A 21,606-nucleotide genomic window follows, 5' to 3' on the forward strand; every position below is an offset into this window, starting at 1 on the left:
CTGGATCAGGCGCGAGCATGAGGAGCATCGTTGAGCAGGTTGCGTTGGCTGACCGCCGGGGAATCTCACGGACCGGCGCTGGTCGCGACGCTGGAGGGTCTTCCCGCCGGTGTCCCGATCACCACCGAGCTGGTGGCCGACCACCTGGCGCGGCGGCGGCTGGGCTATGGCCGCGGTGCCCGGATGAAGTTCGAGCAGGACGAGGTGACCTTCCTCGGCGGTGTGCGCCACGGCCTCTCCCTCGGCTCCCCGGTCGCGGTGATGGTCGGCAACAGCGAGTGGCCCAAGTGGGAGACCGTCATGTCGGCCGACCCGGTCGACCCGTCGCTGCTCAAGGACACCGGCCGCAACGCGGCGCTGACCCGCCCGCGGCCCGGCCACGCCGACCTCGCCGGCATGCAGAAGTACGGCTTCGACGAGGCCCGCCCGATCCTGGAGCGTGCCAGCGCCCGCGAGACCGCCGCCCGGGTCGCCCTCGGCGCGATCGCCCGCTCCTTCCTCCAGGAGGTCGCGGGCATCGAGATCGTCTCGCACGTGGTGGAGCTGGCCGCGGCCAAGGCCCCGTACGGCGTCTACCCGACCCCCGCCGATGTCGAGAAGCTCGACGCCGACCCGGTGCGCTGCCTGGACGCCGACGCCTCGAAGGCGATGGTCGCCGAGATCGACCAGGCCCACAAGGACGGCGACACCCTCGGCGGTGTGGTCGAGGTGCTCGCCTACGGTGTGCCGGTCGGCCTCGGCTCCCACGTGCACTGGGACCGCCGTCTCGACGCCCGCCTGGCCGGTGCGCTGATGGGCATCCAGGCCATCAAGGGCGTGGAGGTCGGCGACGGCTTCGAGCTCGCCCGGGTCCCCGGCTCCCAGGCCCACGACGAGATCGTCTCCACCCCCGAGGGCCTCAAGCGGACCTCCGGCCGCGCCGGCGGCACCGAGGGCGGCCTGACCACCGGCGAGCTGCTGCGCGTACGGGCGGCCATGAAGCCCATCGCGACCGTGCCGCGCGCCCTCGCGACCGTCGACGTGGCGACCGGCGAGGCGACGGTGGCCCACCACCAGCGCTCCGACGTGTGCGCCGTCCCGGCGGCCGGCATCGTGGCCGAGGCCATGGTCGCCCTGGTCCTCGCCGACGCGGTGGTGGAGAAGTTCGGCGGGGACTCGGTCCCCGAGACCCGCCGCAACGTGCAGTCGTACCTCGACAACCTCCAGATCCGGTGACCGGCGGACCGATGGTCGTCCTCGTCGGGCCCCCCGGGTCCGGCAAGTCCACGGTGGGGGCGCTGCTCGCCGAGCGGCTCGGCGTCCCCTACCGGGACACCGACGCCGATATCGTCGCCGCCCAGGGCCGGGAGATCGCCGACATCTTCGTCGACGAGGGCGAACCGCACTTCCGGCAGCTGGAACGGCAGGCCGTGGCCGCCGCCCTCGCCGACCACACCGGTGTCCTCGCCCTCGGCGGCGGCGCCGTGCTCGACGCGAACACCCGCGAGCAGCTGACCGGGCTGCCCGTCGCCTACCTGTCGATGGACGTCGACGAGGCCGTGCGCCGGGTCGGCCTCAACACCGCCCGGCCGCTGCTCGCCATCAACCCGCGCCGCCAGTGGCGCGAGCTGATGGAGGCCCGCCGGCCGCTGTACACCGACGTCGCGCGGGTCGTCGTACCCACCGATGACCGCACACCCGAAGAGGTCGCCCAGGCGGTCCTCGACGCACTGGAGTTGAAGGACGCATGACGGAGCAGGACCAGAACCAGGTCACCCGGATCCACGTGGCCGGCAGCGCCGGCCACGATCCGTACGACGTGCTGGTCGGCCGGCAGCTGCTCGGCGAGCTGGGCGGCCTCATCGGCACCCGGGCCCAGAGAGTCGCCGTGATCCACCCGGAGGCGCTCGCCTCCACCGGCGAGGCCCTCCGCGACGACCTCGCGGAGCAGGGCTACGAGGCGGTCGCCATCCAGGTGCCGAACGCCGAGGAGGCCAAGACCGCCGAGGTCGCCGCCTACTGCTGGAAGGCGCTCGGCCAGTCGGGCTTCACCCGGACCGACGTCGTCGTCGGCGTCGGCGGCGGCGCCACCACCGACCTGGCGGGCTTTGTCGCGGCCTCCTGGCTGCGCGGGGTGCGCTGGATCGCCGTACCGACCACGGTCCTCGGCATGGTCGACGCGGCCGTCGGCGGCAAGACCGGCATCAACACCGCCGAGGGCAAGAACCTGGTCGGCGCCTTCCACCCGCCGGCGGGCGTCCTCTGTGACCTCGCCGCGCTGGAATCGCTGCCGGTCAACGACTACGTCAGCGGCCTCGCCGAGATCATCAAGGCCGGTTTCATCGCCGACCCGGCGATCCTCGACCTGATCGAGGAGGACCCGGCGGCGGCCCGCACCCCGGCCGGCCCGCACACCGCGGAGCTGATCGTGCGGTCCATCCGGGTCAAGGCCGACGTGGTCTCCAGCGACCTGAAGGAATCGGGCCTGCGGGAGATCCTCAACTACGGCCACACGCTCGCGCACGCCATCGAGAAGAACGAGCGCTACAAGTGGCGGCACGGCGCGGCCGTCTCGGTCGGCATGGTCTTCGCGGCCGAGCTGGGCCGGCTGGCCGGGCGGCTGGACGACGCGACGGCGGACCGCCACCGCACCGTCCTCGCCGCCGTGGGCCTGCCCCTCACCTACCGGGGCGACCAGTGGCCCCAGCTGCTCCAGACCATGCAGGTCGACAAGAAGTCCCGGGGCAACCTGCTGCGCTTCATCGTCCTGGACGGGCTGGGCAAGCCGTCGGTCCTGGAGGGCCCGGACCCGGCCCACCTGGTCGCCGCGTACGGCGAGGTGTCGGCGTGAGCCGCAGGGTGCTGGTGCTGAACGGCCCGAACCTGGGCCGGCTCGGCTCCCGCGAGCCCGACGTGTACGGTGCCACCTCGTACGCCGGTCTGGTCGAGAGCTGCCAGGCCGTCGGCAAGGAGCTCGGCTTCGACGTCGAGGTCCGCGAGACCAACGACGAGGGCGAGCTGGTGCGCTGGCTGCACGAGGCGGCGGACGGGCGGATCCCGGTGGTCATCAACCCCGGCGCCTTCACGCACTACTCGTACGCCATGCGGGATGCGGCGGCGCAGCGGACCGCCCCGCTGATCGAGGTCCACATCTCCAACCCGTACGCGCGGGAGGAGTTCCGGCACACGTCGGTCATCGCGGCCGTGGCGACCGGGACGGTGGCGGGCTTCGGCCTGGGCTCCTACCGGCTGGCGCTGCGGGCGCTGGCGGAGGAAGTCACCTCCTGAGATAACGTTCTCGCATCAGTCGCCGATACGAGACGGAGTCGCAGCGGATGCAGCACGGAGTGGGGGGCTGGGGGCCGCCGGGGCAGCACCCGGCGGCGCCCCCGCAGCCGCCGATACCCCCCGCGCAGGGCTGGGCGGTCACGCCGGTGCCCGAGGCCACCGGCCACATCCCGCTGCCGCCGCCCGCCCCGGTGCCGGTGCCGGCCGCGCCGGGCACCGGCGCGGCGACCCTCGCGGTCCTGCTGATCGGCCCGGCCGGGGCCGGGAAGACCACCGTGGCCCGGCACTGGGCGAGCACCCGCCAGGTGGCCACCGCGCACATCAGCCTGGACGACGTCCGCGAATGGGTCTGCGCCGGCTTCGCCGACCCGCAGGCGGGCTGGAACGACCACTCCGAGGCCCAGTACCGCCTGGCCCGCCGCACCTGCGGCTTCGCCGCCCGGAACTTCCTGGCCAACGGCATCTCCTGCATCCTCGACGACGCGGTCTTCCCGGACCGGCCGGTGGTGGGCCTGGGCGGCTGGAAGCGGCATGTGGGCCCCCATCTGCTCCCGGTGGTGTTGCTGCCGGGCTTGGAGATCGTCCTGGAGCGGAACGCGGAACGCTCCGGCAACCGCAGGCTCTCCGACGAGGAGGTCGCCCGCATCCACGGCCGGATGGCGGGCTGGTACGGCTCGGGCCTGCCGATCATCGACAACTCCCACCTGGACGTCCAGGCCACGGCCCGTGCCCTGGACGAGGCCCTGGCCCGGGCCATCTCGTCCCCCGCGCCCTGGTAACCCGGTGACCCGGTAACCCGCCCTGTCCGCGGGGGCCGGAGGGGAGCCACGGGCGGGCGCGCTCAGCGCGCCGAGTGGGCGGGGCGCTCATAGGCTCGAGGCATGTCAGACGTGTACGCCGCCCGCAGGGCCACGCTTCGGGACCGTTGCGCCGCCGCGGGCAACTCCGCCGCCCTGGTCACGCGTCCGGCCAACGTCCGCTACCTCGCCGGTGCCAGCCCCCGCGGGGCCGTGCTGCTGGTGGGGTCGGCCGAGGACGTGCTGTTCAGCGCCGACCCGCCCACCGGAGAGCCGGACGAGGGACGGCTCGACGAGCAGCTGCGGGTTTCCGTGCTGCCCACCCCCGGCGGGGACCCCGCCGTGGCCGCGGCCGACCTCGCCGCGTCCGCCCGGGCCGAGACCCTGGCCGTCGAGGAACACCACCTCACCGTCGCCCGGCACCGCGCCCTGCGGTCCGTGGCCCCCAAGCTGCTGCTCACCGATCTCGGTACCGCGGTGGAGCAGCAGCGGCTGGTCAAGGACGAGGAGGAGATCGCCTGCCTCCGGATCGCCGCCGAGATCGCCGACCAGGCCCTCGGCGAGCTCCTGGAGTCCATCCTGGTCGGCCGGACCGAACGCCACCTCGCCCTGGAGCTGGAGCGGCGGCTCGTCGACCACGGGGCCGACGGGCCCGCGTTCCCGACCTCCGTGGGCACCGGCCCGCACTCCGGGCGCTCCCGGCACCGGCCCTCCGACCGCCGGGTGGAGGAAGGCGACTTCCTCTCCGTCTGCCTCGGTGCGAACTACCGCGGCTACCGCTGCGAGATCGGCCGGACCTTCGTCATCGGCACCACGCCGGCCGATTGGCAGATCGAGCTGTACGACCTCGTCTTCGCCGCCCAGCGGGCCGGCCGCGAGGCCCTGCTGCCCGGTGCCGCCTACCGTGATGTCGATCATGCCTCGCGGTCCGTTCTGGACTCCGCGGGCCACAGCGAGGCCCTCTCGCCCTGGACCGGACACGGGGTGGGACTCGAAATCGACGAGGACCCGCAGCTTGCACCTACGGCCATGGGTAAACTGGACGCTTGCGTGCCGGTCACCGTCGAACCGGGGGTCCACCTCCCGGGCCGGGGCGGAGTCCGGATCGATGACACGCTCGTCGTACGCCCCGAGGCGGACGGCGGACCCGAGCTACTCACCATTACGACCAAGGAGCTGCTCGCGCTCTAGCTCTGCTGTGCGCGCGCCCGTGGTCAATCAGTCCAGGAGATTCCGCAACCGTGGCTTCCACGAACGACCTCAAGAACGGCATGGTGCTCAAGCTCGAAGGCGGCCAGCTCTGGTCCGTCGTCGAGTTCCAGCACGTCAAGCCCGGCAAGGGCCCGGCCTTCGTGCGCACCAAGCTCAAGAACGTGATGTCCGGCAAGGTCGTCGACAAGACCTTCAACGCCGGCATCAAGGTCGACACGGCGACCATCGACCGTCGCGACATGCAGTTCTCCTACATGGACGGCGAGTACTTCGTCTTCATGGACATGGAGACCTACGACCAGCTGCACGTCGACAAGAAGGCCGTCGGCGACGCCGCCAACTTCCTGATCGAGGGCTTCACCGCCTCCGTGGCCCGCCACGAGGGCGAGGTGCTGTACGTCGAGCTCCCCGCCGCCGTCGAGCTGGTCATCGAGCACACCGACCCGGGTGTCCAGGGCGACCGCTCCACCGGTGGCACCAAGCCCGCCAAGCTGGAGACCGGCCACGAGATCCAGGTCCCGCTCTTCGTCACCACCGGCGAGAAGGTCAAGGTCGACACCCGCACCAGCGACTACCTCGGCCGGGTGAGCAGCTAACCGTGGCTGCCCGGAGCAATGCGCGCAAGCGCGCCTTCCAGATCCTCTTCGAGGCCGACCAGCGCGATGTTCCCGTGCGTGAGGTCCTCGCGGACTGGATCCGCCACTCGCGGAGCGACACCCGGCAGCCCCCGGTGAGCGAGTTCACCATGAATCTCGTCGAGGGTTACGCCGATCGGGTGAACCGGATCGATGATCTGATCGCGACGTACGCCGTGGACTGGGATCTCGACCGGATGCCGGTGGCCGACCGCAACATCGTGCGGCTCGGCGCCTACGAGCTGATCTGGGTCGACGAGACCCCGGACGCGGTGGCGATCGACGAGGCCGTGCAGCTGGCCAAGGAGTTCTCCACCGACGATTCCCCGGCGTTCGTGAACGGCCTGCTGGGCCGGTTCAAGGACCTGAAGCCGAGCCTGCGCCGCAGCGAGAGCTGACGCCCGGCCTCCCGGCACGCGAAAGGGCCCGCAGCGCGATGCGCTGCGGGCCCTTCTCGTGGCCGCAGTCACTGGTTTGACCAATGAGTGCGTATACGTTTCTTCAGGTGGTGCTCAGACCTCGTCGTGCGCCACGGCACGGCGAGCGTCCGCGTCCAGCACACCCCAGCTGATCAGCTGCTCGGTCAGCACCGAGGGGGACTGGTCGTAGATGACCGCAAGGGTGCGCAGGTCGTCCTGGCGGATCGACAGCACCTTGCCGTTGTAGTCACCGCGCTGGCTCTGGATGGTGGCCGCGTACCGCTGCAGCGGGCCGGCCTTCTCGGCGGGCACGTGGGCCAGCCGCTCCAGGTCCAGACGCAGCTTCGGCGGCGGCTCGGCAGCACCGCCGGGGGTCGTCCCCGGCAGCAGTTCCTGCACCGGCACCCCGTAGAAGTCCGCCAGCTCGGCGAGGCGCTGGACGGTCACGGCGCGGTCCCCGCGCTCGTACGAACCGACCACTACGGCCTTCCACCGGCCCTGGGACTTCTCCTCGACACCGTGGAGGGAAAGGCCCTGCTGGGTGCGGATGGCGCGGAGCTTGGCCCCGAGCTGTTTGGCGTATTCGCTGGACATAACGCTCCCGGACGCTGTGACGCTGTGACGACATGGACGCTGTGACGGCATGGACCACATACGGCTCCGCCGCGGCTGGTAACTCACTGTGAGGTTACGCAGCGTTACTTGGCCGCGTCAAGCCGAATGGGTTGCCTCGCCCCCCTGCGAGGGATGCTCGCGGCCCCGCTGCGCGCCCCCGGTTCGAGCCCCCGGCCGTGCGCCTGCTACCGTTGCAGCCGTACATCAGACGTCCTTTAAGAACCGTCCCGTGAGGCGGAGAAGGAGGTCCTTTTCATGGACGCTCAGGCAGCACCGCTGCAGCACGACGATGCGACCCGCCCCGTTCTGGAGGCGCAGGACATCGCGCGGGTCCTGACCCGCATCGCCCACGAGATCGTCGAACGCGCCAAGGGCGCCGACGACGTGGTGCTCCTCGGCATTCCGACCCGCGGTGTCTTCCTCGCCCGCCGGCTCGCCGCCAAACTCGAAGAGATCACCGGCGGCAAGATCCCGGTCGGCTCCCTCGACATCACCATGTACCGCGACGACCTGCGGATGAAGCCCGCCCGTGCGATCGGCCGCACCGAGATCCCCGGTGACGACATCGACGGCCGGCTCGTGGTCCTCGTCGACGACGTGCTCTTCTCCGGCCGCACCATCCGCGCCGCCCTGGACGCCCTCGGCGACCTCGGCCGCCCCCGTGCCGTGCAGCTCGCCGTCCTGGTCGACCGCGGGCACCGCGAGCTGCCGATCCGCGCCGACTACGTCGGCAAGAACCTCCCCACCTCGCTGCGGGAGACCGTCAAGGTCCAGCTCCAGGAGGAGGACGGCCGTGACGCCGTGCTGCTCGGGCAAGGCCTCGACCCGGCCGTATCCCGGCGCTGACCCGTCCGGGTGACGGCCTGACCCGGCCGTCGGCCGCCGTTCCCCCCGGCCCGCCGGCACCGCCGGAGCCCGAAGAGCCCCGGCCGGCCCTGCCGGCCCGCCCCGCGGGACAGGCATGCCCGCGCCCGCACGCCGTACTTCCGACCCTCACCCGCCCCGACACCACGGAGCACCCAGATGAAGCGCCACCTCATCTCGGCCGCCGACCTCACGCGCGACGACGCCGTCCTGATCCTCGACACCGCCGAGGAGATGGCCCGGGTCGCCGACCGGCCGATCAAGAAGCTGCCCACCCTGCGCGGCCGGACGATCTGCAACCTCTTCTTCGAGGACTCGACCCGCACCCGGATCTCGTTCGAGGCCGCCGAGAAGCGCCTGTCCGCCGACGTCATCAACTTCGCCGCCAAGGGCTCCAGCGTCTCCAAGGGCGAGTCCCTCAAGGACACCGCGCAGACCCTGGAGGCCATGGGCGTCGACGCCGTGGTCATCCGGCACAGCGCCTCCGGCGCCCCCTACCGGCTCGCCACTTCCGGCTGGATCGACGCCCCGGTCATCAACGCCGGCGACGGCACCCACCAGCACCCCACCCAGGCCCTGCTCGACGCCTTCACCATGCGCCGCCGCCTGGTTGGCCGGGACGCCGGCCTCGGCAAGGGCCTCGACGGCCGTCGCATCACCCTTGTCGGCGACGTCCTGCACAGCCGGGTCGCCCGCTCCAACGTGGACCTGCTGCACACCCTCGGCGCCGAGGTCACCCTGGTGGCCCCGCCCACCCTGGTCCCGGTCGGCGTCGAGACCTGGCCGTGCGAGGTCTCGTACAGCCTCGACGAGGTGCTGCCGAAGTCCGATGCGGTGATGATGCTGCGTGTGCAGCGCGAGCGGATGAACGCCGCCTTCTTCCCGACCGAGCGCGAGTACTCGCGCCGGTACGGGCTGGACGCGGCGCGGATGGCCAAGATGCCGGAGCACGCCATCGTGATGCACCCCGGCCCGATGGTCCGCGGCATGGAGATCACCGCCGAGGTCGCCGACTCCGACCGCTGCACGGTCGTCGAGCAGGTCGCCAACGGCGTGTCCGTCCGGATGGCCGTCCTGTACCTGCTGCTCGGCGGCTCCGAGCCCGCCGTCACCACCCCCGCCGCCCCCGCCCGTACCGAGGAGAACAAGTAAGCATGTCGAAGATCCTGATCCGTGGCGCGAAGGTACTGGGCGGCGAGCAGCAGGACGTCCTGATCGACGGCGAGACCATCGCCGAGGTGGGACAGAACCTGTCCGCCGAGGGCGCCACCGTCGTCGAGGCCGAGGGCCAGGTCCTGCTGCCGGGCCTCGTCGACCTGCACACCCACCTGCGCGAGCCCGGCCGCGAGGACTCCGAGACCGTCCTCACCGGCACCCGCGCCGCCGCGGCCGGCGGCTACACCGCCGTCTTCGCCATGGCGAACACCTTCCCGGTCGCCGACACCGCAGGCGTGGTCGAGCAGGTCTGGCGGCTCGGCAAGGAGTCCGGCTACTGCGATGTGCAGCCCATCGGCGCCGTCACCGTCGGCCTGGAGGGCAAGAAGCTCTCCGAGCTCGGCGCCATGCACGAGTCCGCCGCGAACGTCACCGTCTTCTCCGACGACGGCAAGTGCGTGGACGACGCCGTGATCATGCGCCGCGCCCTGGAGTACGTGAAGGCCTTCGGCGGGGTCGTCGCCCAGCACGCCCAGGAGCCCCGCCTCACCGAGGGCGCCCAGATGAACGAGGGCATCGTCTCCGCCGAGCTCGGCCTCGGCGGCTGGCCGGCCGTCGCCGAGGAGTCGATCATCGCCCGCGATGTGCTCCTCGCCGAACACGTCGGCTCCCGCGTGCACATCTGCCACCTCTCCACGGCCGGCTCCGTCGAGATCGTCCGCTGGGCCAAGTCCCGCGGCATCGACGTCACCGCCGAGGTCACCCCGCACCACCTGCTGCTGACCGACGAGCTGGTCCGCTCGTACAACCCGGTCTACAAGGTCAACCCGCCGCTGCGCACCGAGGCCGATGTGCTGGCCCTGCGCGAGGCGCTCGCCGACGGCACCATCGACATCGTCGCCACCGACCACGCCCCGCACCCCCACGAGGACAAGGACTGCGAGTGGGCCGCCGCTGCCATGGGCATGGTGGGCCTGGAGACCGCGCTGTCCGTGGTCCAGCAGACGATGGTGGAGACCGGACTGCTCGACTGGGCGGGCGTCGCGGAGCGCATGTCCTTCGCACCCGCACGCATCGGCAGCCTCCCGCATCACGGGCGTCCCGTCTCGGCAGGTGAACCCGCGAACCTGACGCTGGTCGATACCTCGTACCGTGGTGCCGTGGACCCCGCACACTTCGCTTCCCGCAGCCGCAACACGCCTTACGAGGGCCGTGAGCTGCCGGGTCGCGTCACTCACACATTCCTGCGGGGCCGGGCAACGGTCGTGGACGGGAAACTGGCGTGACACCTGCAGTAATCCTTCTGGCCTCCGAGGCTGCCGAACGGAAGTCGGCGGAGGTGACGGACTGGGGCGCGCGGATCGCGTGGATCATCGGTCTGCTCGTCTTCATCGCGTTCGTGTACTGGCTGATGCGGCAAGGCTGGAAGTGGCGCGGCGCTCTGCAGAACGATCTGCCGGAGCTGCCCGCCGCCCCCGGCGGACTCCCCGAGCACCGGCTGGCCCTCACCGGCCGGTACCACGGGTCCACCACGGCCGGGCAGTGGCTCGACCGGATCGTCGCGCATGGTCTGGGCGTCCGCAGCCGGGTCGAACTGACGCTCACCGACGCGGGCCTCGATGTGGTCCGTCCGGGGGCCACCGATTTCTTCGTACCGGCCGCGCAGCTGCGCGGCGCCCGCCTCGACAAGGGAATCGCGGGCAAGGTACTCACCGAGGGCGGTCTGCTCGTCGTCACCTGGGCGCACGGCGACAAGCTGATCGACTCCGGATTCCGCTCCGACCGCGCGGCCGAGCACGCCGCCTGGGTCGAAGCGATCAATCTCATGAACCAATCCATCACGACGGAAGGCGCCGAACGATGACGACCTCCACCAGGGGAGCTGCGAAAGCTCCCGCCGTACTCGTCCTGGAGGACGGCCGCATCTTCCGCGGGCGCGCCTACGGGGCCGTGGGGGAGACCTTCGGCGAGGCCGTGTTCTCCACCGGTATGACCGGCTACCAGGAGACCCTGACCGACCCGTCGTACCACCGCCAGGTCGTGGTGATGACGGCCCCGCACGTCGGCAACACCGGCGTCAACGACGAGGACCCCGAGTCCTCCCGGATCTGGGTGAGCGGCTACGTCGTCCGCGACCCCGCCCGCATCCCGTCCAACTGGCGCGCGCAGCGCTCCCTGGACGAGGAGCTCGAGCGGCAGGGCGTCGTCGGCATCTCCGGCATCGACACCCGGGCCCTCACCCGCCACCTCCGCGAGCGCGGTGCCATGCGCGTCGGCATCTTCTCCGGCGAGGCCTGGACGGGCGTCCGTGACGCGGCGCTGCTCGCCAAGGTGCAGGCCTCCCCGCAGATGAAGGGCGCCGACCTGTCCGCCGAGGTCGCCACCAAGGAGGCCTACGTGGTCCCCGCGATCGGTGAGAAGAAGTTCACCGTCGCCGCCGTGGACCTCGGCATCAAGGGCATGACCCCGCACCGGATGGCCGAGCGCGGCATCGAGGTGCACGTGCTGCCCGCCACCGCCACCGCCGAGGACGTCTACGCCGTCAACCCCGACGGTGTGTTCTTCTCCAACGGCCCCGGCGACCCGGCCACCGCCGACCACCCGGTCTCCGTCATGCAGGCGGTACTGGAGCGCAAGACCCCGCTCTTCGGCATCTGCTTCGGCAACCAGATCCTCGGCCGCGCGCTCGGCTTCGGCACCTACAAGCTGAAGTACGGCCACCGCGGCATCAACCAGCCGGTCCAGGACCGCACCACCGGCAAGGTCGAGGTCACCGCGCACAACCACGGCTTCGCCGTGGACGCGCCCCTCGACAAGGTCTCCGAGACCCCCTACGGCCGCGCCGAGGTCTCCCACGTCTGCCTGAACGACCAGGTCGTCGAGGGCCTCCAGCTGCTCGACCAGCCGGCCTTCAGCGTCCAGTACCACCCCGAAGCAGCCGCCGGCCCGCACGATGCCGCGTACCTCTTCGACCGTTTCGTCACCCTGATGGAGGCCGATCGTGCCTAAGCGCACCGATATCCAGTCCGTCCTGGTCATCGGCTCCGGCCCGATCGTCATCGGCCAGGCCGCCGAGTTCGACTACTCCGGCACCCAGGCCTGCCGCATCCTCAAGGCCGAAGGCCTGCGGGTCATCCTGGTGAACTCCAACCCGGCGACGATCATGACCGACCCGGAGATCGCCGACGCCACGTACGTCGAGCCGATCACCCCCGAGTTCGTCGAGAAGATCATCGCCAAGGAGCGCCCCGACGCGCTGCTCCCGACCCTGGGCGGCCAGACCGCGCTCAACACCGCCATCTCCATGCACGAGCAGGGTGTGCTGGAGAAGTACGGCGTCGAGCTCATCGGCGCCAACGTCGAGGCCATCAACAAGGGCGAGGACCGCGACCTCTTCAAGGGCGTCGTCGAGGCCGTCAAGGCCAAGATCGGTTACGGCGAGTCCGCCCGCTCGGTGATCTGCCACTCCATGGACGACGTCCTGGCCGGAGTCGACACCCTCGGCGGCTACCCCGTCGTCGTCCGCCCCTCCTTCACCATGGGCGGCGCCGGCTCCGGCTTCGCCCACGACGAGGACGAGCTGCGCCGCATCGCCGGCCAGGGCCTGACGCTCTCCCCGACCACCGAGGTGCTCCTGGAGGAGTCCATCCTCGGCTGGAAGGAGTACGAGCTGGAGCTGATGCGCGACAAGGCCGACAACGTCGTGGTCGTCTGCTCCATCGAGAACTTCGACCCGATGGGCGTGCACACCGGCGACTCGATCACCGTCGCCCCGTCCATGACCCTCACCGACCGCGAGTACCAGCGGCTGCGTGACATCGGCATCGCGATCATCCGCGAGGTCGGCGTCGACACCGGCGGCTGCAACATCCAGTTCGCGATCAACCCGGACGACGGCCGCGTCATCGTCATCGAGATGAACCCGCGCGTCTCCCGCTCCTCCGCGCTCGCCTCCAAGGCCACCGGCTTCCCGATCGCCAAGATCGCCGCCAAGCTGGCCATCGGCTACACGCTGGACGAGGTCCCCAACGACATCACCGAGAAGACCCCGGCCTCCTTCGAGCCGTCCCTCGACTACGTCGTGGTCAAGGCCCCGCGCTTCGCCTTCGAGAAGTTCCCGCTCGCCGACGCCACCCTCACCACCACCATGAAGTCGGTGGGCGAGGCCATGGCCATCGGCCGCAACTTCACCGAGGCGCTCCAGAAGGCCCTGCGCTCCCTGGAGAAGAAGGGCTCGCAGTTCACCTTCGTCGGCGAGCCGGGTGACAAGGCCGAGCTGCTGCGCACCGCGGTCCGCCCGACCGACGGCCGCATCAACACCGTGATGCAGGCCATCCGGGCCGGCGCCACCCAGGAGGAGGTGTTCGAGGCCACCAAGATCGACCCGTGGTTCGTCGACCAGCTCTTCCTGATCAAGGAGATCGCCGACGAGCTGGCCGCCGCCGAGAAGCTCCAGCCCGAGCTGCTCGCCGAGGCCAAGCGGCACGGCTTCTCCGACGCCCAGATCGCCGAGATCCGCGGCCTGCGCGAGGACGTGGTCCGCGAGGTCCGGCACGCCCTCGGCGTCCGCCCGGTCTACAAGACGGTCGACACCTGCGCCGCCGAGTTCGCCGCCAAGACCCCGTACTTCTACTCGTCCTACGACGAGGAGACCGAGGTCGCCCCGCGCGAGAAGCCCGCGGTGATCATCCTGGGCTCCGGCCCGAACCGCATCGGCCAGGGCATCGAGTTCGACTACTCCTGCGTCCACGCCTCCTTCGCCCTCAGCGACGCCGGCTACGAGACCGTGATGGTCAACTGCAACCCGGAGACCGTCTCCACCGACTACGACACCTCCGACCGCCTGTACTTCGAGCCGCTGACGCTCGAGGACGTGCTGGAGATCGTCCACGCGGAGTCCCTGGCCGGCCCGATCGCCGGTGTGGTCGTCCAGCTCGGCGGCCAGACCCCGCTGGGCCTCGCCCAGGCCCTCAAGGACAACGGCGTGCCCGTGGTCGGCACCCCGCCGGAGGCCATCCACGCCGCCGAGGACCGCGGTGCCTTCGGCCAGGTCCTCGCCGAGGCCGGCCTGCCCGCCCCCAAGCACGGCACCGCCACCACCTTCGCCGGCGCCAAGGCCATCGCCGACGAGATCGGCTACCCGGTGCTCGTACGCCCCTCGTACGTGCTCGGCGGCCGGGGCATGGAGATCGTCTACGACGAGACCCGGCTGGAGTCGTACATCGCCGAGTCCACCGAGATCTCCCCGACCCGCCCCGTGCTGGTCGACCGCTTCCTCGACGACGCCATCGAGATCGACGTCGACGCCCTCTACGACGGCCACGAGCTCTACCTCGGCGGCGTCATGGAGCACATCGAGGAGGCCGGCATCCACTCCGGCGACTCCGCCTGCGCGCTGCCCCCGATCACCCTCGGCGGCTTCGACATCAAGCGGCTGCGGGCCTCCACCGAGGCGATCGCCAAGGGCGTCGGCGTGCGCGGCCTGATCAACATCCAGTTCGCGATGGCCGGCGACATCCTCTACGTCCTGGAGGCCAACCCGCGCGCCTCCCGGACCGTGCCCTTCACCTCGAAGGCCACCGCCGTCCCGCTCGCCAAGGCCGCCGCCCGCATCTCGCTCGGCGCCACCATCGCCGAGCTGCGCGCCGAAGGCCTGCTGCCGAAGACCGGCGACGGCGGCACCCTGCCGATCGACGCGCCGATCTCCGTCAAGGAGGCCGTCATGCCGTGGTCGCGGTTCCGCGACATCCACGGCCGCGGCGTGGACACCGTCCTCGGCCCGGAGATGCGCTCCACCGGCGAGGTCATGGGCATCGACGCCGTTTTCGGCACGGCGTACGCCAAGTCGCAGGCCGGCGCCTACGGCCCGCTGCCGACCAAGGGCCGGGCGTTCATCTCCGTCGCCAACCGCGACAAGCGCTCGATGATCTTCCCGGCGCGCGAGCTGGTCGCCCACGGCTTCGAGCTGATGGCGACCTCCGGCACCGCCGAGGTGCTGCGCCGCAACGGCATCAACGCCACCATTGTGCGCAAGCTCAGCGACGGCGAGGGCCCCAACGGCGAGAAGACCATCGTCCAGCTGATCCACGACGGCCAGGTCGACCTGATCGTCAACACCCCGTACGGCACGGGTGGCCGCCTCGACGGCTACGAGATCCGTACGGCGGCCGTGGCGCGCAGCGTCCCGTGCCTGACCACGGTCCAGGCGCTGGCCGCCGCCGTCCAGGGCATCGACGCGCTCAACCACGGCGACGTGGGCGTCCGCTCCCTCCAGGAGCACGCGGAGCACCTGATCGCGGCCCGCGACTAACAGCCCGTACGAGCAGGGGGACACCGGTTTCACGACGGGTGTCCCCCTTCTCATGAGCGCACAAGGGATATTCGGGACAATGTACAAACTGTTCTTCAACCTGGTCTTCAAGCGGATGGACCCGGAGCAGGCCCACTACCTCGCCTTCCGCTGGATCCGGCTGGCCGCGCGCATCCCGGTGCTGCGCACCTTCCTCGCCGCCGCCCTCGCCCCCCGCCACCCGGAGCTCCGCACCGAGGCGCTCGGGCTGCGCATGCACGGCCCGTTCGGCCTGGCGGCCGGCTTCGACAAGAACGCGGTCGCGATCGACGGCATGTCGATGCTCGGCTTCGACCACATCGAGATCGGCACCGTCACCGGCCAGGCCCAGCCCGGCAACCCCAAGAAGCGGCTGTTCCGGCTCGTCCCGGACCGGGCGCTGATCAACCGGATGGGCTTCAACAACGAGGGCTCCGAGGCCGTGGCGGCCCGCCTGGCGGCCCGTAGGCCGGTCTTCAAGACGGTGGTGGGCGTCAACATCGGCAAGACCAAGGTGGTGCCGGAGGCCGAGGCCGCCGCGGATTACGTGCTCTCCACCGGGCGCCTCGCCCGGCACGCCGACTACCTCGTGGTCAACGTCTCCTCGCCGAACACCCCGGGCCTGCGCAACCTCCAGGCCACCGAGTCCCTCCGGCCGCTGCTCACCGCGGTCCGCGAGGCCGCCGACCGCGCGGTCACCGACCGCCGGGTGCCGCTGCTCGTCAAGATCGCCCCCGACCTGGCCGACGAGGACGTGGACGCGGTCGCCGACCTGGCCCTGGAGCTCGGCCTGGACGGCATCATCGCCACCAACACCACCATCGCGCGGGAGGGCCTGGGCCTGAAGTCCGACCCCTCCCTGGTCCAGGAGACCGGCGGACTGTCCGGGGCCCCCGTCAAGGAGCGCTCCCTGGAGGTCCTGCGCCGCCTGTACGCCCGCGTGGGCGACCGGATGGTGCTGGTCGGGGTCGGCGGCATCGAGAACGCCGAGGACGCCTGGCAGCGGATCCTGGCCGGCGCCACCCTGATCCAGGGCTACAGCGCCTTCATCTACGAGGGCCCGTTCTACGCCCGCGCCATCCACAAGGGCCTGGCCGCGCGCCTGGCCAACAGCCCGTACGCGACCCTCGCCGACGCGGTGGGCGCCGAGACCCGAAAGGCCGCCAAGTGACCCTCTCCTTCGGTACCCGTCTGCGCTCCGCCATGGACGAGCGGGGTCCGCTGTGCGTCGGCATCGACCCGCACGCCGCCCTGCTCGCCTCCTGGGGCCTGAACGACGACATCGCCGGCCTGGAGAAGTTCTCCCGCACGGTGGTCGAGGCGCTGGCCGACCAGGTGGCGGTCTTCAAGCCGCAGGCCGCCTTCTTCGAGCGGTTCGGCTCCCGCGGCCTCGCGGTGCTGGAGCAGACGGTCGCCGACGCCCGGGCCGCGGGCACGCTGGTGGTGATGGACGCGAAGCGGGGTGACATCGGCTCGACCATGGCCGCGTACGCCTCGGCCTTCCTGGACCCGGCCTCGCCGCTGTTCTCGGACGCGCTGACCGTCTCCCCGTACCTGGGCTACGGCTCGCTGAAGCCCGCCGTGGACCTGGCGCGGGAGTCCGGCGCCGGCCTGTTCGTCCTGGCCCTCACCTCCAACCCGGAGGGCGCGGAGGTCCAGCGGGCGGTCCGGGAGGACGGCCGGTCCATCGGTGCCACCATGCTGGCGCACCTGGCCGCCGAGAACGCCGGAGCCGAGCCGATGGGCTCCTTCGGGGCTGTGGTCGGCGCCACCCTGGGCGACCTGTCCTCCTTCGACCTCGACATCAACGGGCCGCTGCTGGCCCCGGGCATCGGGGCCCAGGGCGCGACCGCGGCGGACCTGCCCGCAGTGTTCGGCGCGGCCGTCCGCAACGTGGTCCCGAACGTCTCGCGGGGTGTGCTCAAGCACGGCCCGGACGCGGCGGCGCTGCGCGCCTCGGCGCGCGCCTTCGCGGACGAGATCCGCGCGGCCGTGGCCTGAGGCGGGCTCGGGTTTCGCATGACCTGACGAAATCGCAGGTCCTCCGTCGGACAAAACCGGGGTGAATTGTCGGTGATGTACGGTTCAGTAGAGGCTGACCAGGACTTTTCGTCCGTTCTCGCTGACTGGAGCGGCCCAGGCCGCTAGTCTCCGACCAGAGCGAACGAACACAACCGCTGTTCGTGAGCTCGCCCGGTGCGGCGCCATTGGTTTGCCCACCGGTCCTATCCGACAGTTCGACATCCGAGGTGACGTAGGCGTGGCTCTTCCGCCCCTTACCCCTGAACAGCGCGCAGCCGCGCTCGAAAAGGCCGCCGCGGCTCGCCGGGAGCGGGCCGAGGTGAAGAATCGACTCAAGCACTCCGGTGCATCCCTGCACGAGGTCATCAAGCAGGGACAGGAGAACGACGTCATCGGCAAGATGAAGGTCTCCGCGCTCCTTGAGTCCCTGCCCGGCGTGGGCAAGGTCCGCGCCAAGCAGATCATGGAGCGTCTCGGCATCTCCGAGTCCCGGCGTGTCCGGGGTCTCGGTTCCAACCAGATCGCCTCTCTGGAGCGCGAGTTCGGCGGCAGCGGCGCCTGAAGCGTCGCCCGAAGTTCTCCCGGCGTTCTCAGGCAGTCCTGAGAACCTGGATAATCGCTTCATGGCAGCAGAGGTTCGTCCGCGGCTGACCGTGCTCTCCGGCCCCTCAGGGGTCGGCAAGAGCACGGTCGTCGCGCATATGCGCAAGGTCCACCCCGAGGTCTGGCTCTCGGTGTCGGCCACCACCCGTAAGCCGCGACCCGGTGAGCGACACGGTGTCCACTACTTCTTCGTCACCGACGACGAGTTCGACAAGCTGATCGCCAACGGCGAGCTGCTGGAGTGGGCCGAGTTCGCGGGCAACCGCTACGGCACCCCCCGGGCGGCCGTCATGGAGCGCCTCGACCGGGGTGAGCCCGTGCTGCTGGAGATCGACCTGCAGGGCGCCCGCCAGGTCCGCGAGTCCATGCCCGAGGCGCTGCTGGTCTTCCTCGCTCCGCCGAGCTGGGAGGAGCTGGTCCGCCGGCTCACCGGCCGGGGCACCGAATCCGCGGAGGTCATCGAGCGTCGACTGACTGCCGCCAAGACCGAGCTCGCGGCCGAATCCGAGTTCGACACCACCCTGGTCAACACCTCCGTCGAGGACGTGGCGCGTGAGCTGCTAGCCTTGATGGAAGTTGTTTGATCGTTTGTTTGATCATTTACCCATCTTCGGAAGGTAGAGCGTGTCCTCTTCCATTGCCGCGCCCGAGGGCATCATCAACCCGCCGATCGACGAGCTGCTCGAGGCAACCGACTCGAAGTACAGCCTCGTGATCTACGCGGCCAAGCGCGCGCGTCAGATCAACGCGTACTACTCGCAGCTCGGCGAGGGCCTGCTCGAGTACGTCGGCCCGCTGGTGGACACCCACGTCCACGAGAAGCCGCTTTCGATCGCGCTGCGCGAGATCAACGCGGGTCTGCTGACCTCCGAGGCCATCGAGGCCCCGGCCCAGTAAGGCACGACATCCCTTTCACCACAGGCCCGGCAGTGCCTCTGCCGGGCCTGTGGTGTGTCATGGGGTGGTCATGGGTACCGACGACAACCGATCACGGGAGTAGCAGTGGGCAGCAAGCCGAAGGTGGTCCTGGGGGTCAGCGGCGGGATCGCCGCCTACAAGGCCTGCGAGCTGCTGCGGCGGCTGACCGAATCCGGACACGAGGTCCGCGTGGTCCCGACCGAGTCCTCGCTGAACTTCGTGGGCGAGGCCACCTGGGCCGCGCTCTCCGGCAACCCGGCCTCCACCGAGGTCTGGGAGACCGTGCACGAGGTGCCGCACGTCCGGATCGGCCAGGGCGCCGACCTGGTGGTGGTCGCCCCGGCCACCGCCGACCTGCTGGCCAAGGCCGCGCACGGGCTCGCCGACGACCTGCTCACCAATACGCTGCTCACGGCCCGCTGCCCGGTGGTGTTCGCCCCCGCGATGCACACCGAGATGTGGGAGCACCCCGCCACCCAGGAGAACGTGGCCACCCTCCGCCGGCGCGGTGCGCTGGTCATCGAGCCCGCCGTGGGCCGGCTCACCGGCAAGGACACCGGCAAGGGCCGGCTGCCCGACCCCGAGGAGATCTTCGAGGTCTGCCGCCGGGTGCTCTCGCGGGGCATCACCGAACCCGACCTGGCCGGCCGCCATGTGGTGATCAGCGCCGGCGGCACCCGCGAGCCCCTCGACCCGGTCCGGTTCCTCGGCAACCGCTCCTCCGGCAAGCAGGGCTACGCCCTCGCCCGCACCGCCGTGGCGCGCGGGGCCCGGGTCACCCTGATCGCCGCCAACACCGCCCTGCCCGACCCGGCCGGGGCGGACGTCGTACGCGTCGGGACCGCACTGCAGCTGCGGGAGGCGGTGCTCAAGGCGGCGGCCGACGCGGATGCCGTCGTGATGGCCGCGGCGGTGGCCGATTTCCGGCCGGTCGCGTACGCGGCCGGAAAGATCAAGAAGCAGGACGGCCAGGAGCCGGCTCCGGTCGACCTGACACGTAATCCGGACGTCCTCGCCGAGATCTCCGCCCACCGGGCCCGCCCCGGCCAGGTCGTGGTCGGGTTCGCCGCCGAGACCGACGACGTCCTCGCCAACGGGCGGAGCAAGCTGCTCCGCAAGGGCTGCGACCTGCTGGTGGTCAATGAGGTCGGGGAGCGCAAGACGTTCGGTTCCGAGGAGAACGAAGCTGTGATCCTTTCAACCGATGGCACGGAGATCGCCGTTCCCTATGGTCCGAAGGAAGCCCTGGCTGATCTCCTGTGGGACCAGGTGGCGCCACGCCTGTGACCTAAGGCGGGGGCCGGATCGCCGACCCTTGTTCCGTGGCTCCGTGTAGGGTCAGAATGAGTGCCGCAGGTCACAGAGCTCCCAGAAGGCGAGACAGGTGGTCTTGCGGGGGGCAGCGCCCGATAAGCTGAACCCGGAACGTGACCGGGAGCAGCCCCCGGTACCGTGCCGCCAAATGATCAGCCAGCAGCCGCTGCAACCCCAGGGAGCGATGTGTCCCGCCGTCTCTTCACCTCGGAGTCCGTCACCGAGGGCCACCCCGACAAGATCGCTGACCAGATCAGCGACACCATTCTCGACGCCCTGCTGCGCGAGGACCCCACGTCCCGCGTCGCGGTGGAGACCCTGATCACCACCGGTCTGGTCCACATCGCGGGCGAGGTGACCACGAAGGCGTACGCGCCGATCGCCCAGCTGGTCCGCGAGAAGATCCTCGAGATCGGCTACGACTCCTCGAAGAAGGGCTTCGACGGCGCCTCCTGCGGCGTCTCGGTGTCCATCGGCGCGCAGTCCCCGGACATCGCGCAGGGTGTCGACACCGCGTACGAGACCCGGGTCGAGGGCGATGAGGACGAGCTCGACAAGCAGGGCGCCGGCGACCAGGGCCTGATGTTCGGTTACGCGACCGACGAGACCCCCGAGCTGATGCCGCTGCCGATCCACATCGCGCACCGGCTCTCCCGCCGCCTCTCCGAGGTCCGCAAGAACGGGACCATCCCGTACCTGCGCCCCGACGGCAAGACCCAGGTCACCATCGAGTACGACGGCGACAAGGCCGTCCGCCTCGACACCGTGGTCGTCTCCTCGCAGCACGCGGCCGACATCGACCTCGACTCGCTGCTCGCGCCCGACATCCGCGAGTTCGTCGTCGAGCACGTGCTCAAGGAGCTCGTCGAGGACGGCATCAAGCTGGACACCGAGGGCTACCGCCTGCTGGTCAACCCGACCGGCCGCTTCGAGATCGGCGGCCCGATGGGCGACGCCGGCCTCACCGGCCGCAAGATCATCATCGACACCTACGGCGGCATGGCCCGCCACGGTGGCGGCGCCTTCTCCGGCAAGGACCCGTCCAAGGTCGACCGTTCCGCCGCCTACGCCATGCGCTGGGTCGCCAAGAACGTCGTCGCCGCCGGACTGGCCTCCCGCTGCGAGGTCCAGGTCGCGTACGCCATCGGCAAGGCCGAGCCGGTCGGTCTGTTCGTCGAGACCTTCGGCACCGAGAAGATCGACATCGCGAAGATCGAGACCGCCATCGGCGAGGTCTTCGACCTCCGCCCGGCCGCGATCATCCGCGACCTCGACCTGCTGCGCCCGATCTACGCCCAGACCGCCGCGTACGGCCACTTCGGCCGTGAGCTGCCGGACTTCACCTGGGAGCGCACCGACCGCGTCGACGCGCTGCGCGCCGCCGCCGGCCTGTAATCCGGCCAGTGACGCAAGGAGGGCCCGGACCGGGAACGGTCCGGGCCCTCCGGCATGCCCGC

Annotated in this window: 22 protein-coding genes; 21 read left to right on the top strand and 1 reads right to left on the bottom strand. The window is 70.8% G+C overall.

Features of this window, described 5'->3' with window-relative positions; all coding sequences use genetic code 11:
• Positions 1–30 precede the first annotated feature (30 nt).
• From aroC to nusB, 8 genes are all read left to right on the top strand, one after another.
• Positions 31–1,215 (top strand): chorismate synthase, encoded by a 1,185-nt coding sequence (gene aroC, locus ABT123_RS14715; RefSeq protein ID WP_351313308.1) that lies wholly within the window; start codon positions 31–33, stop codon positions 1,213–1,215.
• Entirely contained in the window at positions 1,212–1,730 is a 519-nt protein-coding gene (locus ABT123_RS14720) for a shikimate kinase (RefSeq protein ID WP_351313310.1), read from the top strand. Before aroC ends, ABT123_RS14720 begins: the two co-directional genes overlap by 4 nt.
• Positions 1,727–2,830, top strand: coding sequence for a 3-dehydroquinate synthase (gene aroB / locus ABT123_RS14725; RefSeq protein WP_351313312.1), 1,104 nt, complete (start codon positions 1,727–1,729; stop codon positions 2,828–2,830). The genes ABT123_RS14720 and aroB overlap by 4 nt, the downstream gene beginning before the upstream one ends.
• Entirely contained in the window at positions 2,827–3,267 is a 441-nt protein-coding gene (aroQ, locus tag ABT123_RS14730; RefSeq protein ID WP_351313314.1) for a type II 3-dehydroquinate dehydratase, read from the top strand. The genes aroB and aroQ overlap by 4 nt, the downstream gene beginning before the upstream one ends.
• 47 nt (positions 3,268–3,314) lie before the next feature.
• On the top strand, positions 3,315–4,046 hold the full coding sequence (locus ABT123_RS14735) for an AAA family ATPase (protein ID WP_351313316.1): 732 nt from the start codon (positions 3,315–3,317) through the stop codon (positions 4,044–4,046).
• 102 nt (positions 4,047–4,148) lie between these two features.
• Positions 4,149–5,255, top strand: coding sequence for an aminopeptidase P family protein (locus ABT123_RS14740; protein WP_351313318.1), 1,107 nt, complete (start codon positions 4,149–4,151; stop codon positions 5,253–5,255).
• Positions 5,256–5,305: 50 nt separating this feature from the next.
• The gene (gene efp / locus ABT123_RS14745; RefSeq protein ID WP_351313320.1) at positions 5,306–5,872 is read left to right on the top strand and encodes an elongation factor P; all 567 of its coding nucleotides are present in this window, start codon (positions 5,306–5,308) and stop codon (positions 5,870–5,872) included.
• 2 nt (positions 5,873–5,874) lie between these two features.
• Complete coding sequence (nusB, locus tag ABT123_RS14750) at positions 5,875–6,309, top strand: transcription antitermination factor NusB (protein ID WP_351313322.1); 435 nt, start codon at positions 5,875–5,877, stop codon at positions 6,307–6,309.
• A 114-nt stretch (positions 6,310–6,423) separates the two neighbouring features.
• On the opposite strand, the gene bldD is transcribed toward nusB, so the two are convergent.
• Complete coding sequence (bldD, locus tag ABT123_RS14755; protein ID WP_351313324.1) at positions 6,424–6,924, bottom strand: transcriptional regulator BldD; 501 nt, start codon at positions 6,922–6,924, stop codon at positions 6,424–6,426.
• A gap of 276 nt (positions 6,925–7,200) precedes the next feature.
• On the opposite strand from bldD, the gene pyrR reads away from it, so the two are divergent.
• The 13 genes from pyrR to metK all read left to right on the top strand — a co-directional run bounded on the left by pyrR (position 7,201) and on the right by metK (position 21,544).
• Positions 7,201–7,791 carry a bifunctional pyr operon transcriptional regulator/uracil phosphoribosyltransferase PyrR gene (gene pyrR, locus ABT123_RS14760; protein WP_351313326.1) on the top strand — a complete coding sequence of 197 codons (591 nt, stop codon included), beginning with the start codon at positions 7,201–7,203 and terminating at the stop codon, positions 7,789–7,791.
• 177 nt (positions 7,792–7,968) lie between these two features.
• Complete coding sequence (locus ABT123_RS14765) at positions 7,969–8,961, top strand: aspartate carbamoyltransferase catalytic subunit (RefSeq protein WP_351313327.1); 993 nt, start codon at positions 7,969–7,971, stop codon at positions 8,959–8,961.
• A gap of 2 nt (positions 8,962–8,963) precedes the next feature.
• Positions 8,964–10,250, top strand: a complete 1,287-nt coding sequence (locus ABT123_RS14770) for a dihydroorotase (protein WP_351313329.1) — start codon at positions 8,964–8,966, stop codon at positions 10,248–10,250.
• On the top strand, positions 10,247–10,828 hold the full coding sequence (locus ABT123_RS14775) for a PH-like domain-containing protein (protein WP_150210813.1): 582 nt from the start codon (positions 10,247–10,249) through the stop codon (positions 10,826–10,828). Before ABT123_RS14770 ends, ABT123_RS14775 begins: the two co-directional genes overlap by 4 nt.
• The gene (gene carA / locus ABT123_RS14780) at positions 10,825–11,973 is read left to right on the top strand and encodes a glutamine-hydrolyzing carbamoyl-phosphate synthase small subunit (RefSeq protein ID WP_351313331.1); all 1,149 of its coding nucleotides are present in this window, start codon (positions 10,825–10,827) and stop codon (positions 11,971–11,973) included. The genes ABT123_RS14775 and carA overlap by 4 nt, the downstream gene beginning before the upstream one ends.
• Entirely contained in the window at positions 11,966–15,274 is a 3,309-nt protein-coding gene (carB, locus tag ABT123_RS14785) for a carbamoyl-phosphate synthase large subunit (RefSeq protein ID WP_351313333.1), read from the top strand. Before carA ends, carB begins: the two co-directional genes overlap by 8 nt.
• A gap of 79 nt (positions 15,275–15,353) precedes the next feature.
• Complete coding sequence (locus ABT123_RS14790; protein WP_351313335.1) at positions 15,354–16,463, top strand: quinone-dependent dihydroorotate dehydrogenase; 1,110 nt, start codon at positions 15,354–15,356, stop codon at positions 16,461–16,463.
• Positions 16,460–17,293 (top strand): orotidine-5'-phosphate decarboxylase, encoded by an 834-nt coding sequence (pyrF, locus tag ABT123_RS14795; protein ID WP_351313337.1) that lies wholly within the window; start codon positions 16,460–16,462, stop codon positions 17,291–17,293. The genes ABT123_RS14790 and pyrF overlap by 4 nt, the downstream gene beginning before the upstream one ends.
• 259 nt (positions 17,294–17,552) lie before the next feature.
• The gene (locus ABT123_RS14800) at positions 17,553–17,876 is read left to right on the top strand and encodes an integration host factor (RefSeq protein ID WP_016638838.1); all 324 of its coding nucleotides are present in this window, start codon (positions 17,553–17,555) and stop codon (positions 17,874–17,876) included.
• 61 nt (positions 17,877–17,937) lie between these two features.
• Positions 17,938–18,501: a guanylate kinase gene (gmk, locus tag ABT123_RS14805; RefSeq protein ID WP_351313340.1), complete on the top strand. Its 564-nt coding sequence runs from the start codon at positions 17,938–17,940 to the stop codon at positions 18,499–18,501.
• A 40-nt stretch (positions 18,502–18,541) separates the two neighbouring features.
• Positions 18,542–18,814 (top strand): DNA-directed RNA polymerase subunit omega, encoded by a 273-nt coding sequence (rpoZ, locus tag ABT123_RS14810; RefSeq protein WP_150210819.1) that lies wholly within the window; start codon positions 18,542–18,544, stop codon positions 18,812–18,814.
• 105 nt (positions 18,815–18,919) lie between these two features.
• Positions 18,920–20,122 (top strand): bifunctional phosphopantothenoylcysteine decarboxylase/phosphopantothenate--cysteine ligase CoaBC, encoded by a 1,203-nt coding sequence (gene coaBC, locus ABT123_RS14815; RefSeq protein ID WP_351313342.1) that lies wholly within the window; start codon positions 18,920–18,922, stop codon positions 20,120–20,122.
• A 213-nt stretch (positions 20,123–20,335) separates the two neighbouring features.
• Positions 20,336–21,544 (top strand): methionine adenosyltransferase, encoded by a 1,209-nt coding sequence (gene metK / locus ABT123_RS14820; RefSeq protein ID WP_351313344.1) that lies wholly within the window; start codon positions 20,336–20,338, stop codon positions 21,542–21,544.
• Positions 21,545–21,606: the final 62 nt, after the last annotated feature.

The organism is Streptomyces sp. NPDC002054 (assembly GCF_040296685.1).
Classification (GTDB): domain Bacteria; phylum Actinomycetota; class Actinomycetes; order Streptomycetales; family Streptomycetaceae; genus Streptomyces.

Bases quoted from the DNA above. Each gene is read 5' to 3' on its own strand.
- ABT123_RS14770 (WP_351313329.1), top strand. From the start codon at position 8,964: ATGTCGAAGATCCTGATCCGTGGCGCGAAGGTACTGGGCGGCGAGCAG.
- gmk (WP_351313340.1), top strand. From the start codon at position 17,938: ATGGCAGCAGAGGTTCGTCCGCGGCTGACCGTGCTCTCCGGCCCCTCA.
- ABT123_RS14790 (WP_351313335.1), top strand. From the start codon at position 15,354: ATGTACAAACTGTTCTTCAACCTGGTCTTCAAGCGGATGGACCCGGAG.
- pyrR (WP_351313326.1), top strand. From the start codon at position 7,201: ATGGACGCTCAGGCAGCACCGCTGCAGCACGACGATGCGACCCGCCCC.
- bldD (WP_351313324.1), bottom strand. From the start codon at position 6,924: ATGTCCAGCGAATACGCCAAACAGCTCGGGGCCAAGCTCCGCGCCATC.
- aroB (WP_351313312.1), top strand. From the start codon at position 1,727: ATGACGGAGCAGGACCAGAACCAGGTCACCCGGATCCACGTGGCCGGC.
- ABT123_RS14740 (WP_351313318.1), top strand. From the start codon at position 4,149: ATGTCAGACGTGTACGCCGCCCGCAGGGCCACGCTTCGGGACCGTTGC.
- carA (WP_351313331.1), top strand. From the start codon at position 10,825: ATGACGACCTCCACCAGGGGAGCTGCGAAAGCTCCCGCCGTACTCGTC.
- ABT123_RS14765 (WP_351313327.1), top strand. From the start codon at position 7,969: ATGAAGCGCCACCTCATCTCGGCCGCCGACCTCACGCGCGACGACGCC.
- ABT123_RS14735 (WP_351313316.1), top strand. From the start codon at position 3,315: ATGCAGCACGGAGTGGGGGGCTGGGGGCCGCCGGGGCAGCACCCGGCG.